The 13,165-nt window shown below is 62.6% G+C and carries 13 protein-coding genes; 9 read left to right on the top strand and 4 right to left on the bottom strand.

Annotation, left to right across the window (positions count from 1 at the left end; translation table 11 throughout):
• Nucleotides 1–265: 265 nt before the first annotated feature.
• On the bottom strand, nucleotides 266–451 hold the full coding sequence (locus tag G3574_RS00665) for a hypothetical protein (RefSeq protein WP_163959874.1): 186 nt from the start codon (nucleotides 449–451) through the stop codon (nucleotides 266–268).
• A gap of 124 nt (nucleotides 452–575) precedes the next feature.
• Between G3574_RS00665 and G3574_RS00670 the strand changes: the two genes are divergently transcribed.
• The 3 genes from G3574_RS00670 to G3574_RS00680 all read left to right on the top strand — a co-directional run bounded on the left by G3574_RS00670 (nucleotide 576) and on the right by G3574_RS00680 (nucleotide 2,604).
• Entirely contained in the window at nucleotides 576–1,097 is a 522-nt protein-coding gene (locus G3574_RS00670; protein WP_235952852.1) for a hypothetical protein, read from the top strand.
• Nucleotides 1,098–1,215: 118 nt separating this feature from the next.
• A complete protein-coding gene (locus G3574_RS00675; RefSeq protein WP_163959956.1) occupies nucleotides 1,216–1,953 on the top strand; it encodes an SDR family oxidoreductase in 738 nt (245 codons plus the stop codon).
• A 60-nt stretch (nucleotides 1,954–2,013) separates the two neighbouring features.
• The gene (locus G3574_RS00680) at nucleotides 2,014–2,604 is read left to right on the top strand and encodes a 2-hydroxychromene-2-carboxylate isomerase (protein ID WP_163959878.1); all 591 of its coding nucleotides are present in this window, start codon (nucleotides 2,014–2,016) and stop codon (nucleotides 2,602–2,604) included.
• A gap of 17 nt (nucleotides 2,605–2,621) precedes the next feature.
• Here the strand turns inward: G3574_RS00680 and cuyB are convergent, their stop codons facing one another.
• Both cuyB and cuyA read right to left on the bottom strand, forming a co-directional pair.
• The gene (gene cuyB, locus G3574_RS00685; RefSeq protein ID WP_163959880.1) at nucleotides 2,622–3,341 is read right to left on the bottom strand and encodes a cysteate racemase; all 720 of its coding nucleotides are present in this window, start codon (nucleotides 3,339–3,341) and stop codon (nucleotides 2,622–2,624) included.
• Nucleotides 3,341–4,351: a D-cysteate sulfo-lyase gene (cuyA, locus tag G3574_RS00690; RefSeq protein WP_163959882.1), complete on the bottom strand. Its 1,011-nt coding sequence runs from the start codon at nucleotides 4,349–4,351 to the stop codon at nucleotides 3,341–3,343. The genes cuyB and cuyA overlap by 1 nt, the downstream gene beginning before the upstream one ends.
• A gap of 187 nt (nucleotides 4,352–4,538) precedes the next feature.
• Between cuyA and G3574_RS00695 the strand changes: the two genes are divergently transcribed.
• The 4 genes from G3574_RS00695 to G3574_RS00710 all read left to right on the top strand — a co-directional run bounded on the left by G3574_RS00695 (nucleotide 4,539) and on the right by G3574_RS00710 (nucleotide 10,476).
• Nucleotides 4,539–5,009, top strand: coding sequence for a host attachment protein (locus G3574_RS00695; protein WP_163959884.1), 471 nt, complete (start codon nucleotides 4,539–4,541; stop codon nucleotides 5,007–5,009).
• 53 nt (nucleotides 5,010–5,062) lie between these two features.
• Complete coding sequence (locus G3574_RS00700) at nucleotides 5,063–5,848, top strand: CBS domain-containing protein (protein ID WP_163959886.1); 786 nt, start codon at nucleotides 5,063–5,065, stop codon at nucleotides 5,846–5,848.
• Nucleotides 5,849–6,033: 185 nt separating this feature from the next.
• Nucleotides 6,034–6,675 (top strand): TetR/AcrR family transcriptional regulator, encoded by a 642-nt coding sequence (locus G3574_RS00705; RefSeq protein WP_163959888.1) that lies wholly within the window; start codon nucleotides 6,034–6,036, stop codon nucleotides 6,673–6,675.
• Between the two features lie 261 nt (nucleotides 6,676–6,936).
• Nucleotides 6,937–10,476 (top strand): response regulator, encoded by a 3,540-nt coding sequence (locus tag G3574_RS00710; protein ID WP_205609610.1) that lies wholly within the window; start codon nucleotides 6,937–6,939, stop codon nucleotides 10,474–10,476.
• Between the two features lie 97 nt (nucleotides 10,477–10,573).
• Here the strand turns inward: G3574_RS00710 and G3574_RS00715 are convergent, their stop codons facing one another.
• On the bottom strand, nucleotides 10,574–11,020 hold the full coding sequence (locus G3574_RS00715) for a hypothetical protein (RefSeq protein WP_163959890.1): 447 nt from the start codon (nucleotides 11,018–11,020) through the stop codon (nucleotides 10,574–10,576).
• A gap of 119 nt (nucleotides 11,021–11,139) precedes the next feature.
• On the opposite strand from G3574_RS00715, the gene G3574_RS00720 reads away from it, so the two are divergent.
• Together G3574_RS00720 and G3574_RS00725 are read left to right on the top strand one after the other, a co-directional pair.
• The gene (locus G3574_RS00720; RefSeq protein WP_163959892.1) at nucleotides 11,140–12,006 is read left to right on the top strand and encodes an alpha/beta fold hydrolase; all 867 of its coding nucleotides are present in this window, start codon (nucleotides 11,140–11,142) and stop codon (nucleotides 12,004–12,006) included.
• Nucleotides 12,007–12,220: 214 nt separating this feature from the next.
• Entirely contained in the window at nucleotides 12,221–13,150 is a 930-nt protein-coding gene (locus tag G3574_RS00725) for an MBL fold metallo-hydrolase (RefSeq protein WP_163959894.1), read from the top strand.
• Nucleotides 13,151–13,165: the final 15 nt, after the last annotated feature.

The raw sequence follows: 13,165 nt of genomic DNA on the forward strand, positions 1-13,165 counted from the left end.
CTTGATATATTGTGAGACACCGGTTGCCCGGCGTGCACCCCATCAAGCGCCCACACTTATCGGCTGTTATTTGTTAAAGATCTGTCCGCTTGCGCTACCAGCCGGTTGCCCGGGGAGCGCTGCGCTGTGAAGCGTTGTGTTCGTCAGCAGCAGAGAAACGAGATTATGCAGCACGCACCCTGCTTCGTCAAGCGCTTCGCCGAATCAAAAAATCGGCCCGTTACCCTAGATCGCAGGAGGGCAAATTAGAGAGTGAGGACGTCGCTCAACGTTGCCGGAGCGGCCACCATTCCTCGACATCGCAAAGAAATGCAATACCTTCTTCGAGGCCGTCGCACAGTTCGAAGCCGGGAAGGTTCGGGTTCCACCGCCCTTGCCGCCGGTCACCATCCGACAGCACCAGCTCACAGCGCTCGCCGGGAGAGAGTAGAGAGAGCGCGCTGCCCATCATATTGTCATGCTCCGTTTTATCACCGGACTTTGTTGCTGTACGTTTGTACAGTATAATCAGTATTCCGAATCAATCTCAAGCTCTTCAAGCTTATCCAAAAATGAATGCCTCTACCACGACAGACATGCTGATTGAAGACAACATCGATGCGAAACTTTCTTCGCAGGACGTAGAGGAGAAAGACGACGAGTTCACCCATGAAGACAGGCTCTGGCGGGATGATGGCTGGACTGCAAAAGTCATAAAGAACGAAGACGACGATGGTTGGGCAGTGGCGATGTATCAGGATGGTCAATCTGAGCCTGCCTTGGTGGGTCCTTGGACCATGGGACGTGACAAGAAGAACCCGAAGCCACTCGATGCGGCGGCATTCTCCACTCTGGTCAAGACGGCGTCCGAAGTGCTTCGCCGCCATGAGCAGCACATGCATGCCATGCTGCACAAGAGCATCGATGTCATGACCGATGATGGCTTGGTGAAGGTCAAGCTGGATATCGTCGCTGACGAGGACGAACCTTATGCCACGCTCAGCGCCCAGGACCGTTACGGCGACGAACTGGCAAGCGTTCGTGTCCAGCCTAACTTCAAGCTGACGGCAACCAGCGCGGGCAACTGGATAGACAGCGGCTTCAAATCACCACGCTAGTCCACAGGCAGTCCGAGGCTTGCTGACGGTGGACTCGATTTTTTTGACTGATGCAGATGCAGCAATTGGATTTCCATTACCATTGACTCAACCTAGGCGCCTCAAAGCGGGGGAGACAATGGATTCCAGCCAACACAAGAAAGCCGCCCTAATCGTCGGTGCAGGCGATGCCACCGGCGGCGCAATCACGAAGCGATTTGCCCGCGGGGGCATGATTGCCTGCGCAGTGCGGCGCAGTGCGGAAAAGCTGCAGCCGCTCATCGACGAAATTCGGGCAAGCGGAGGCGAAGCGCACGGCTTCGCCGCGGATGCGCGCAAGGAAGAGGATGTCGTCAAGCTGGTGGATGACATCGAGCGGGATATTGCGCCGATCGAGGCCATGATCTTCAACATCGGCGCTAACGTGCCTTGCAGCATTCTCGATGAAACAGCCCGCAAGTACTTCAAGATTTGGGAAATGGCTTGTTTCAGCGGATTCCTCGTGGGCCGTGAAGTCGCGAAGCGCATGGTTTCCCGCGGGAATGGAACGATCATCTATACGGGTGCAACGGCGTCGCTTCGCGGCTCTGCGAATTTTGCCTCCTTTGCGGGAGCGAAACATGCCCTGCGCGCCCTGGCGCAAAGCATGGCGCGCGAACTCGGTCCCCGCCACATTCACGTCGCCCACGTGATCATCGACGGCGCGATCGATACCGCATTCATTCGCGACAACTTCCCGGAAAGGTATGCGTTGAAGGAGCAGGACGGCATCCTGAATCCGGAACATATCGCCGACAACTATTGGCACTTGCACCAGCAGCCAAGGGACGCCTGGACCCACGAACTGGACTTGCGGCCATGGACTGAGCGCTGGTAGCCCTGCAGGACTCTTCATTTCCTTCCGCACGAAGACCGTTTTCCAACCGGAGACAACACCATGAGCAAGCAGGTCGAGTTCTTTTTCGACGTGGGCAGTCCGTACAGCTATCTCGCCTTTCATGAACTGCCGAAGATTGCGGCACGCCGTGGTGCCGAGATCAAATGGCGCCCCATGCTCCTTGGCGGCGTATTCCAGGCGACAGGAAATCATAGCCCGGTCACGATTCCCGCCAAGGCAGTGCACTTGAATGTCGATCTCGAGCGCTGGGCGAAGCATTTCGGCGTCACATTCCAGATGCCACGCGTTTTTCCCATCAATACCCTGCCGCTGATGCGGGGCGCGGTGGCCATGCAACGCAGCGGGCCAAAGCAGTTCCACCGCTACCTGGCGGCGGTGTTCGCCGCGATGTTCGAACATCCGCGCAACCTGGGAGAACAGGCGGAACTGGCATCCGTGCTGGAAGAGGCAGGATTCGATCCGGCGCAGTTCGTTGCCTTGATCAATGATCCGGCCGTCAAGGCAGAACTCAAGGACACGACCGAAGAGGCTGTGCGCCGCGGCGTCTTTGGTGCCCCCGCCTTCTTTGTCGGCAACGAAATGTTCTGGGGCCAGGACCGCCTTCATTTCGTCGAGCAGGCGCTTGCCTGACACCGTACGCTGTGCAATCAGCGCTGCAATGCACCGAATGAGGCTTGCCACTCCCGCACGCACGCACGCGCCAACGCGCGGTTGGAATCGATGCTGATCGTCGACAACCTGGATTGAATGGCGTCGAACCCCACGGGTACTTCGGTGCAAGCTAGAATCAACCGGGTCGCTCCGCGGGCGAGAAGCGCCTCTCCCGCACGTTCAAGCAAAGCTCCGCCCTCTTCCCGCCTTCCCCGCTTGACCGCATAGCATCCCGGGGTAAACAGCGAGAGCATCTCATCATCGGAATTCGTGATGCATGTGATTCCCCGGGCGTCCAGTCTTTCCTGGTACAGCCGCGCCTGCCAGGTGCCCCGTGTCGCCAGAATGCCAACAATCCCAACATTACCTTCCGCCTCCATCATTTCCACGCTGGCCGAGGCGATATGAATGATAGGCGCTTCGCTGCACGCCTGCAGGTCATCGAACCAGTGGTGCGCGGTGTTGCAGGGAATGACGATATGAGTGGCACCTGCGGCATTCAGCGCCTTGATCCCGCGAGCCATCGCTGGCAACGGCGACTCGCCTTCGCCGGCAAGCGACTTTTGCCTGTCGGGAATCTGGGGCACATTCCAGCACACGACCGGCACATGGTCCTGGTCACGGCCGGCAGCCGTTTCCTGGATGATCTTTTGCATGAGGTCAACCGTCGCCGCCGGTCCCATGCCACCGAGCACGCCGATCAAGGCCGCCGTCATCACGCCGCCACCGGCTCGCCGAAAAGGTCGCGGTATCCAAACAAGCCCACCGAGCCGCCGGTATGCACGAAGACGATGTTCTCATCCTTGCGGTAATGCCCTTTGCGAATCAGGTCGATGAGGCCTGCCATGCCCTTGCCGCTGTAGACCGGATCGAGCAGGATGCCTTCGAGTCGGGCCAGCATGCGCACAGCCTCGATCATCCCGTCTGTCGGCCGGCCGTATCCGGGGCCGACGTAATCACAGTTCGCCTGCACCGCGCCGCGGCTCAACTGGCCGGGGATTCCCAGCAGCTCCCATGTCTTGCAAGCGAGCTGGTAGACGTTATCTTCCTGCTTGTCGCGCGGCGCCCGCACGCCGATGCCGAGCACTGGAATTCCGGTATTCATGCCTTCGAGGCCGGCAACGAGTCCCGCCTGGGTACCCGCGCTGCCGGTGGCATGAACCACGCAGTCTACGCGCATGCCGAGGTCGTTCGATTGCATCAGGATCTCCTGGGCGCAAACGACGTAACCCAGTGCGCCGATGGGGTTGGAGCCGCCGCCGGGAATGAGATAGGGCACCTCCCCCTGCTGGCGGAGCCGCTCGCCGACGGCCACCAGTTCATTGTTCATGTCCAGGCCGGCGGGGCGTGTTTCAACGTTGCAGTCGAACAGCCGGTCAAGCAGGACGTTGCCATTGGCGAAGTAATCCGGCCCGGCATCCGGCACGCGGGTTTCGAGAAGCGCCGTGCACTTCAGGCCGAGCCTGCATGCCGCAGCCGCCGTCTGCCGGACATGATTGGATTGCGTGGCGCCCTGGGTCACGAGATGCGCCGCCCCCTTTGAGAGAGCATCGCCGATCAGGAATTCCAGCTTGCGCGTCTTGTTGCCGCCGGTCGCCAGGCCGGTGCAATCATCGCGCTTGATGTAAATGTTCGGCCCGCCGAGGTAGCGGCTGAGATTGGGCAATGGTTCGAGGGGCGTGGGCGCATGGGAAAGCTTGACACGATGAAAGCGGGATAGATGCATGGACATTCCTGATCAAGTGTTGGCCGGCAAATTGCACGGGGTAAGCATCGGCTAGATGGCAGCGCGCAAGACATCATAAGTGACATTCTCCCGGCGTGCAGGAGCGGGCAGGAAGTTGTCCTGGCGATGGAACGAATGCGCTGCGGGCCATATCGAACTTGCCTGTCTACGCACTAACGAGGGTACTATGGATGCAACCTGGATCGTCACGGCAAATGCGGGCCGTGCAAGGTTCTTTTCCCAACTGCATGCTTCCGACCCGCTGGAAGAAATCAACGACATGGTCAACGAGCAGGTCCGCCTGAGGACGAGCGAGACCGAAAGCGACCGGATAGGTCCGACCTCGGCGACGCAGAGCATCCACGATACGGGAGGCGCCGTGCCTGGCAAGACATACGAGCCGAAGCAAACGCCCAAGGAACATGCGACCGAACTGTTCGCGAAGTCGGTGGCGGAGTATCTCCTCAAGTCGTTCCGCGACGGGCGCTTCACCCAGTTGTCGCTGGTCGTCTCGCCGCAATTCCTTGGCACCTTGCGCCAGGAACTGAGTCCGGAACTCGACTCCGTCGTCAAGCTGGAGATCAGCAAGGACTACACGCAATTCAGCCCGCAGCAGCTCTGGGACCAGATCCGCGCGCATCGCGGCAACGATCATTGACAAGGCACCTCGAGTCGGGACGTTGAGCAGCTGCAGGCAACAAGGAGATCACCATGCAAATCGTATCGGACGTCATGACGCGGGACGTGCGCCATGTCTCGCCCCGGGAGACCCTGCGGCGAGCCGCGCAACTGATGGATGAACTGGATGTCGGTGCGCTGCCAGTCTGCGAGGGCGAGCGCCTGGTCGGGATCGTGACCGACCGCGACATCACCGTTCGCGCCACCTCCGCCGGACTTCGTCCCGATGATACGGTCATCGACGACGTCATGAGCACCGACGTGCGTTGGTGCTTCGAGGACCAGCCCCTGGACGAAGTCATGCAGCAGATGGGCGATACGCAGATCCGCAGGGTGCCGGTCGTGTCGCACGACGAAGACCATCGCCTGCTTGGCATCGTGTCGCTTGCCGACCTCGCCACGAAGCAAGGTGCGGGCGCCGACCGCGTGCTCGAAGAGGTATCGTTCCCGGCGGAGCCCGACCATTCGGGCGGGACGGCCGGCGCCGACGGCGACGCAAGCGAAGTGCGCGCCTCGCGTACGGGAACGGCGTCCGGGCTTGCTGGTTCGGACTTCCTGGATGTGCGGATGAACGAGGCAGTGGAAGAGATTTCGAACGCCGATCCGAGCGACGTGGTCGAGGTGTCGCCGGAGGATCTCGTCAACCGCAATGCGCCCGGCAGCACGGACCTGCGCTCGACCGTCGGCATGGCGAACCCCGGCCAAGGCCAGCCCGAGGTTCGACGCGTATCAAGGAAGCGCGCGGATTCATCCACCGGCGAATCGGGCGCGCCGGGCGGCACCGATGCCGCGGGCGCTTCCGGGGCATCCAGCGCCTGATAGCGCATGATGGCGCTGGATACGCTTGCGGGGCCGCCCGCCTTCAGCGTCGGCAGCGGGAACGTCTTGCCATAAGGTCAAGAAAGAAGTCCGGGAAGACAAGGCGACTTTGCTAGAATGCAGCAATGGCACGGTCCGGCATCATCCATTGCCGACCGGACGCCGATCCCCACAAGGTACCCGCCATGTCTTCTCAAGCAGCCGAAAACCGCCCCGCCCATCCGCGCACGCGCGGCCGGCCGCTCAAAACCGAAGCCGATTATGCCCGCGTTCGTCTTCGCATCCTCGACGCCACCCAAGCTGCCTACGGAGATCTCGGCTACCACGCCCTGAACGTCAATGCCATCCTCGAGCGCGCGGGTTTGTCGCGGCCCACGTTCTACCGGCATTTCAACAACCTCGATGAAGTCGTGCGCCTGGTGATCGCGCGCGCCTGCGAAGGCCTGGTCGACCGCTTCGTCAACCGCATTCCAACCGATGCATCGGTCAAGGAAAAGATGGCGCATGCGGTGGAGCTTTATCTCGAATGGGGTGAAAGCATCGGCTCGTTGCTGCGTCCCCTGTACGTCGAACTGCATGACCCGCTTTCGCCGGTATCCGAACTCCGCCCGCAGGTTTTGGTCCGCATAGGCGATCTCTACCGCAAGACCGTTGAAACCGAGGGCTTGCGCATCGAAAACGATTTGCTGGTCGACCTGATGGTCACGGGCATCGAGTTCCTGGGATACCGCTACCTGCTCGAGCGGAACAGCGGCCGGATCACCAAGGGCATGATCAAGGATGCCATGTCGCGCCTCGTTGCCTGCACCTTGCGCATACCCGCCTGACACTCCTTCCAGCTTCCCTTCATCTCGCTGGCCATGCTTCTGCCCTGGGCCGCCGCTACAGGATTCGCCTCTTTCGAACGAGTCTGCAGAAGGCTCTCCAGCGATTTATACTATGGCGTTCCAGGTCCGGCCGGGCTGCATGATTGCGCGCCACCGGTCCCGGAGACAAGGTGCAACGTCCGGCCATGCATTTCCGTGCATTTCCATTACATGCCCTCCATGCCAATGTCCTTCCCTCCACGTCATCGACTTGCAGGCGCCTTGCTGATCTTGCTGGGCGCCTTCGTCCTGACCGGATGGGCGATCGGCAACCTGGACATGGTGCGCATCCTGCCCGACAGCACGGCGATGGCCATCAATACCGCCATCATGTTCCTGGTTTCCGGCGCCTGCCTCGCCCTGCATGGAAGTGAGCACGCCGGAACCCGCGTCGCATACCGCTCGCTCGCCGCCTTGCTGGTGGTTCTTCCCGCCGCCATCCTGGTGCAGCATGCCGCGGATCTCGATCTCAGCCTTGACTGGCCATCCATCCATGCGGCGCTCGGGGATGGCCACGGCAAACCCGGCCGTACCGCGCCCAACGCCTGCATCGGCTTCATCCTTGCCGGCCTCGTCTTCCTCGTCATGCGCCGCAAGCCGCGCAGCCGCCTGACGCAGAGGACGGCGCTGACCATGGCCATTGCCGTCTTCCTCATCGGACTCACCGCTTTCCTTGGCTATGTGCTCGACCTTGAAGCCCTTTACCAGGTCGCCTCCTTGAACAAGATGGCTGCCCTGACCGCTGCCGGCATGACGCTGGTCGGCATCGGCACCTGGAGCATGGTGGCCAGCCACCAGCTTCCCGGCGGCCTGTCAGAAGTGAGCGACGCCAAGCGCATCACCGGCCTGTCCGCCGCCCTGCTGACAACCTTTGCCATAGCATCGGGCGTTACCGCATTCGGCTTGCTGAAGGGGAGTTATGAACATTCCGCGCGGTCCAATCTCTTGCACGCCGCGAAGACGAGCGCACTGGGAATCTCCGGCATCCTGGACCGGGCAATCCTGCTGACCGCGTCCATCGCCACGCGGCCGGCGATCGTGTCTTCCCTGGCGATGCTCGACCAATCCCCGAAGGATGACGCAACGCTGGCATCGTTGCGGCGCGAAGCTGTCAATTTTGCGGCGCTCGGTTTCAGCGGGGTGCGGATCGCCAACGCTGCCGACGAGACCATCGTTGCCGGCGGCGCGATGGAGCTCCCTGGCGCGCCCATGGCGGTCCGCCTGACGCAGGCGCCCGGCAAGGCCATGCTCATCTGGAAGGACGGCTTCCTGTTCCACCAGGAGCATGACATCGTCGACAAGGAGCGCCATCTGGGGAAAATCGTGCTGGAGCGCCCACTCCTGCTGTTCCACGAACTCATGGAACAGGCGCAGCGCATTTCCGCTTCCAGCGACCTCGTGCTGTGCGCACGCGACGCCGACGACGTCGCCTGCTTCCCAAGCCGCCATGACCCGAAGGCGGTCCGTTATCCGATGTTCAATGCCCGTGGCGAGGCATCCGGTCCGGTGGCGCGAGCGCTGGCGGGCCAAAGCGGATCGGCGCGCATCAGGGACGCGCGCGGCGCCCAGGTCCTTGCCGGCTACTTTCCTCTTCCGAACCGGCAACTCGCCGTCATGGAAAAGATCGATGCAAGCGAGCTCTACCTGCCATTGCGGGAAAGGTTCCCATGGCTGGTCGGCGCCGTGCTGCTCTTCATCGCCGCGGGGACCCTTCTCCTGCGCAGATGGGTACAGCCATTGGCCGGCCGCATATCCGCCCAGCGCGAGCGCATGCACGCCATTCTCGACAACACCAACGATGCCTTCCTCTCCATCACTGCCGGCGGCGTCATCAGCGACTGGAACCGCGAGGCGCAACGCATGTTCGGCTGGCCGGCAAGCGAGGCGATCGGACGCAACTTCGTCGAGCTCCTCATCCCCCCGCCGGAACGCAAGGCGCGGTCGCTCGACCTGCAACGCTTCCTGGCCGATGAAACCGAAGTCCGCCCGGCACCGCGCCTGGAGATCATGGTCGTCGACCGTGCCGGCAATGCCATGCCGGCGGAGCTTTCCGCCGCGCCTTTCCGGGATGGACGCTCGGTCGCCCTCGGCATCTTCCTTCGCGATCTCCGCCCGTCGCGGGACGCCGCGAGGGAGCTCGAAGAAGCGCGCCTGGCCCTGATGCAGGCGCAGAAGCTCGATGCGGTCGGCAAGCTTACCGGCGGCATCGCGCATGACTTCAACAATGTGTTGCAGGTGCTGAAGGGCAGCTTGCAGCTGATCCAGCTCGAGAACGAGAACCGCCAGCAGGTGCAGCAGCGCGCGACCACCGCGATGGGGGCGGTGGACCGCGGCGCCAGGCTATCGTCCCAGTTGCTCGCGTTCGCCCGCAAGCAGCCCCTTCGCCCTGCCGTCACGAATCTTGGCCGGATGCTGAGGGACATGAACGACCTGCTGCAGCGAGCCGCGGGAGAAACCATCGCCATGGAGACCATCATTGCCGCCGGCTTGTGGAACACGCTGGTAGACCGGCATCAGCTTGAACAGGTCGTGCTCAACCTGGTCATCAACGCGCGCGACGCGATGGATGGACAAGGCAGGATCACCCTACAGGCAAGCAATGCCGAACTCGATCAGGCGGACCTCCCGCCCGCCGCCGGCTTGAAGGCGGGCCAATACATCATGCTCGCCATTTCCGATACCGGCTGCGGCATGTCGCCAGGCGTCGCCGATCGTGCCTTCGAGCCCTTCTTTACCACCAAGCCGGAAGGCAAGGGCACCGGCCTGGGGCTCAGCATGGCCTATGGATTCGTGAAACAGAGCGGCGGACACATCGCCATCCGTTCACAACCCGGCCAGGGGACGACCGTCACCATCTACCTGCCTCGCACCCGCGATGAAGAAGACCGGATCGTCGCGCCGCGCCTGGAGCGCGTGGTGGGCGGCAGCGAAACCATCCTGGTCGTCGAAGATGACCTCGGCGTCCAGGCGACCGCGGTGCAGATGCTCACCCAGCTGGGGTACCGTGTCTTGAAAGCGGATCAAGCCGAGGCGGCCATGGCCATCGTCGAAAGCGGCGCGAAGGTCGACCTGCTCTTTACCGACGTCGTCATGCCGGGCGCCTTGCGCAGTCCAGAGCTTGCGCGCCGCGCCCTGGCCTTGCTGCCCGGGTTGAAGGTTCTTTACACATCAGGCTATACGGAAAACGCCATCGTCCAAGGAGGACGCCTCAATCCCGGAGTGCATCTGCTGACCAAGCCTTACCAGCGGGAAGACCTCGCCCGCAAGCTTCGCGAATTGCTCGACCCGGCGCTGTCGGAGGTCTTTCAGGGTGCTCCGGAATCGATCCACAATACCGAATGCAAGAGCATGCGGGACGTGCCGGAATCGGCATACGATCCGGACGCTTCGCCACATCAGGCTCCGGTGCGGCGCATCGTCTTCGTGGAGGATAACGATGACTTCCGCGGCATGGCGGCGGAAATGCTTTGCATCCTCGGCTGCGAGGTCGAAAGCTTTGCCAGTGCGGAAGCGGCGCTGGACGTCTTGCGGAACGGCGGCTTCGATACGCTGATCACGGACATTACCCTGAACGGCATGTCGGGCATCGAACTTGCCGGCACGGCGTCTAGCCTGCACCCGGAGTTGAAGATCATCCTGGCGTCAGGCGGCGACGCGCCGGCCTCCGATGCTGCCGGGTTCAAATACGAATCCTTGAACAAGCCTTTCCTGCTCCAGGATCTGGCCGACATGCTCCAGCGAACCGCACCGGCGGAGGCGTGAGTTGACGCGGGCATTTCCGCCCGTGCAAGAACATGCCGAGGAGCCTCGCCGCCCGCGCGGAGATTCCTGCATCGATGATGCAGGCCCGCCCTGCCCGCTACCCGCGCCGCATGTTTCCCTTCTGCATGCGTCCCGGCGGCTTCTGCACGGCGCTCAACCGGCGCGCGCTGGTACGGCGCACCGCTTCGTCGAATGGCAGCCTGCCGACATCCAGGTCGAAGAACAGGTTCATGACTTCCTCGGCTTGGGCCGCGGCGCCAATCAGCAGGACGTGACCGCCATTTGCCTCGACCGCCTGCACGTCGTGCGCGGGAAAGTCACCAGCCGAGAAGCGGATCGCCTGCACGCGCGGGTGCATGCCATGCGCTTCGTTGCGCTCGGCGACCTCGACGGCAATGCCCGCCTCGCCGGCGCCGTGCACGAGCGCCTGCAGGGCATCGATCATGACATAGCTCACGCTGGCAAGCCGCATTCCGCGCATCACCGCGCCGAAGGCGTCGAAGAGTTTCCTGCAACCGCTGTCGTTGATACCCGGGGCGTCCATGTCTGTCTCCATGCAGGTCTCGAACCTTTATCGTAGTCCCGCTCCCTAACAATGCAGTGCATGCCCGACCTGGTTGTTGCGTTCCATCAGCAGGACAGCGTCATCGTGAGGGGAAACAAATGAAAATCCGGCAGGAAATCGTGCAGACCCGCGGCAATCCGGCCATCCGCCTGCACGTCCAGGTCATGGGCGAGGGCTCGCCGGTCATCCTGCTGCACGGCTTCCCGGAAAACGCGCGTGCCTGGCGGCATCAGCTGCCGGCGCTGGCCGCAGCCGGATATGCGGCATGGGCGCCCAACCTGCGCGGCTATCCGCCTTCCTCGATTTCGCCGCGCCAGCGAGATTATCATCTCCGCCATCTCGTCGACGATGTCGCCGCGGTCGTCTCGGCAAGCGGCCATGAACAGGCCGTGGTTGCCGGACATGACTGGGGCGGCATCATCGCCTATGCCTTCGCGCAGGCCCACCCGGATAAGCTGAGCAAGCTCATCATCCTCAATGCGCCGCACATGGGGATCTACCAGGAAAAGGTCTGGCATACCTCGCAGCTGTTCCGCAGCGCCTACGTCGGCTTCTTCCAGCTTCCCTTCCTGCCGGAGCGAACGCTCGCAGCCGGAGACTTCAGCGCCGTCAGGCGCATGTTCCGCTGCACCAGCCGGCGCGCGGCGTTCTCGCGCGCGGACATCGATGCGTATGTCGATGGCCTCCGGCAACCGGGCGCGCTCAAGGCGGCGCTGGATTATTACCGCGCAAATGTCAGGCCGGGCGCCATGGACCTCGCCCGCCCGGCGCGAATCCCGGTTCCGGTACAGGTCATCTGGGGAATGCGCGACCCGGCGCTTGGCGCCTTCCTGCTCGACGGAATGGAACGATTCACCCCGCGCCTCACCATCCATCGCATCGCCGATGCGGGGCATTGGGTGCAGAACGAAGCGCCAAGGGAGGTCAACGGCATCATTCTCGATTTCCTCGGCCGGTCCGACTGACACGCTTCCGGCAATGGCGGCACTGATGGCAGCGGTCACGGGCAATTGCTTGCCTGGCGTCATGGCTTGCCTGGCGCGAATGCGATGTCCGGAACCGGCCGGACGCTTGCCGGTCCACCTTGCAGGAAGCCGCAACGATCCATGCCCTCGACGCAAGTCATCGGCGGGCAAGGCCGCGGCATTGCTTGCAATCGCAAGTCACCAGGAGCCAGCCATGCGCATCCACCATTTGAACTGCGTGTCGTCGTGTCCGCTCGGCGGAAGATTGATGGACGGACGCAGCCCTTCCATCCTGCAACGCGGGGAATTGTGCTGCCATTGCCTGCTGATCGAGACCAGCCAGGACCTGGTGCTGGTCGACACCGGCTTTGGCCTGCGCGACGTCATCCAGCCGCGCAGCCGCATCAGCCCCATGTTCCTGGCCTTGCTCAGTCCGGATTTCCGGGAAGAGATGACCGCCGTGCGCCAGATCGAGCGGCTCGGCTTCAAGGCAACCGATGTCAGGCATATCGTGCTGACCCACCTCGATTTCGACCATGCCGGCGGGCTGGACGACTTTCCGCACGCGACGGTGCACATGATGCGCCAGGAACGCGACTACGCCCTAAAGCAGAAAACCTGGCTCGACCGCCAGCGCTTCCGGCCGCAGCAATGGAACAGCCGGCAGCGCTGGCGCGTCTACCAGCCTGCACACGGAGAGTCCTGGTACGGGTTCAGCCAGGTCCGCGACATGACCGGCCTGCCGCCGGAAATCCTGATGGTGCCATTGCCCGGTCACACCTATGGGCACGCGGGCGTCGCCATCCGAACGCCGGAACGATGGCTGCTGCAAGCCGGTGATGCCTACTTCTATCATCAGGAGATGGATTGGGAAAACCCGCGGTGCACACCTGGCCTCGAGTTATATCAAACCTTGATGGAGAAGGATCGCACTGCCCGCCTCGCCAACCAGCGACGCCTGAGAAAGCTAAGGCAGGCGTATCGCGGCGAGATCGAGCTGTTCTGCGCGCATGATCCGGTGGAATTCGAACGCCTCACCGGAACCAGCATCGACATTCCGCTGGGCAGCAGCGAGCATGCCTATCACCCTGGGCTGGTTACCGGCCAGCGGCATGTGCATGCGGTGGCGCGCGGCGCCGCTTGACGCCGCCGCCGCTGC

Origin of the sequence: Noviherbaspirillum galbum (genome assembly GCF_010974945.1) — a bacterium.
Lineage (GTDB): Bacteria > Pseudomonadota > Gammaproteobacteria > Burkholderiales > Burkholderiaceae_D > Noviherbaspirillum > Noviherbaspirillum galbum.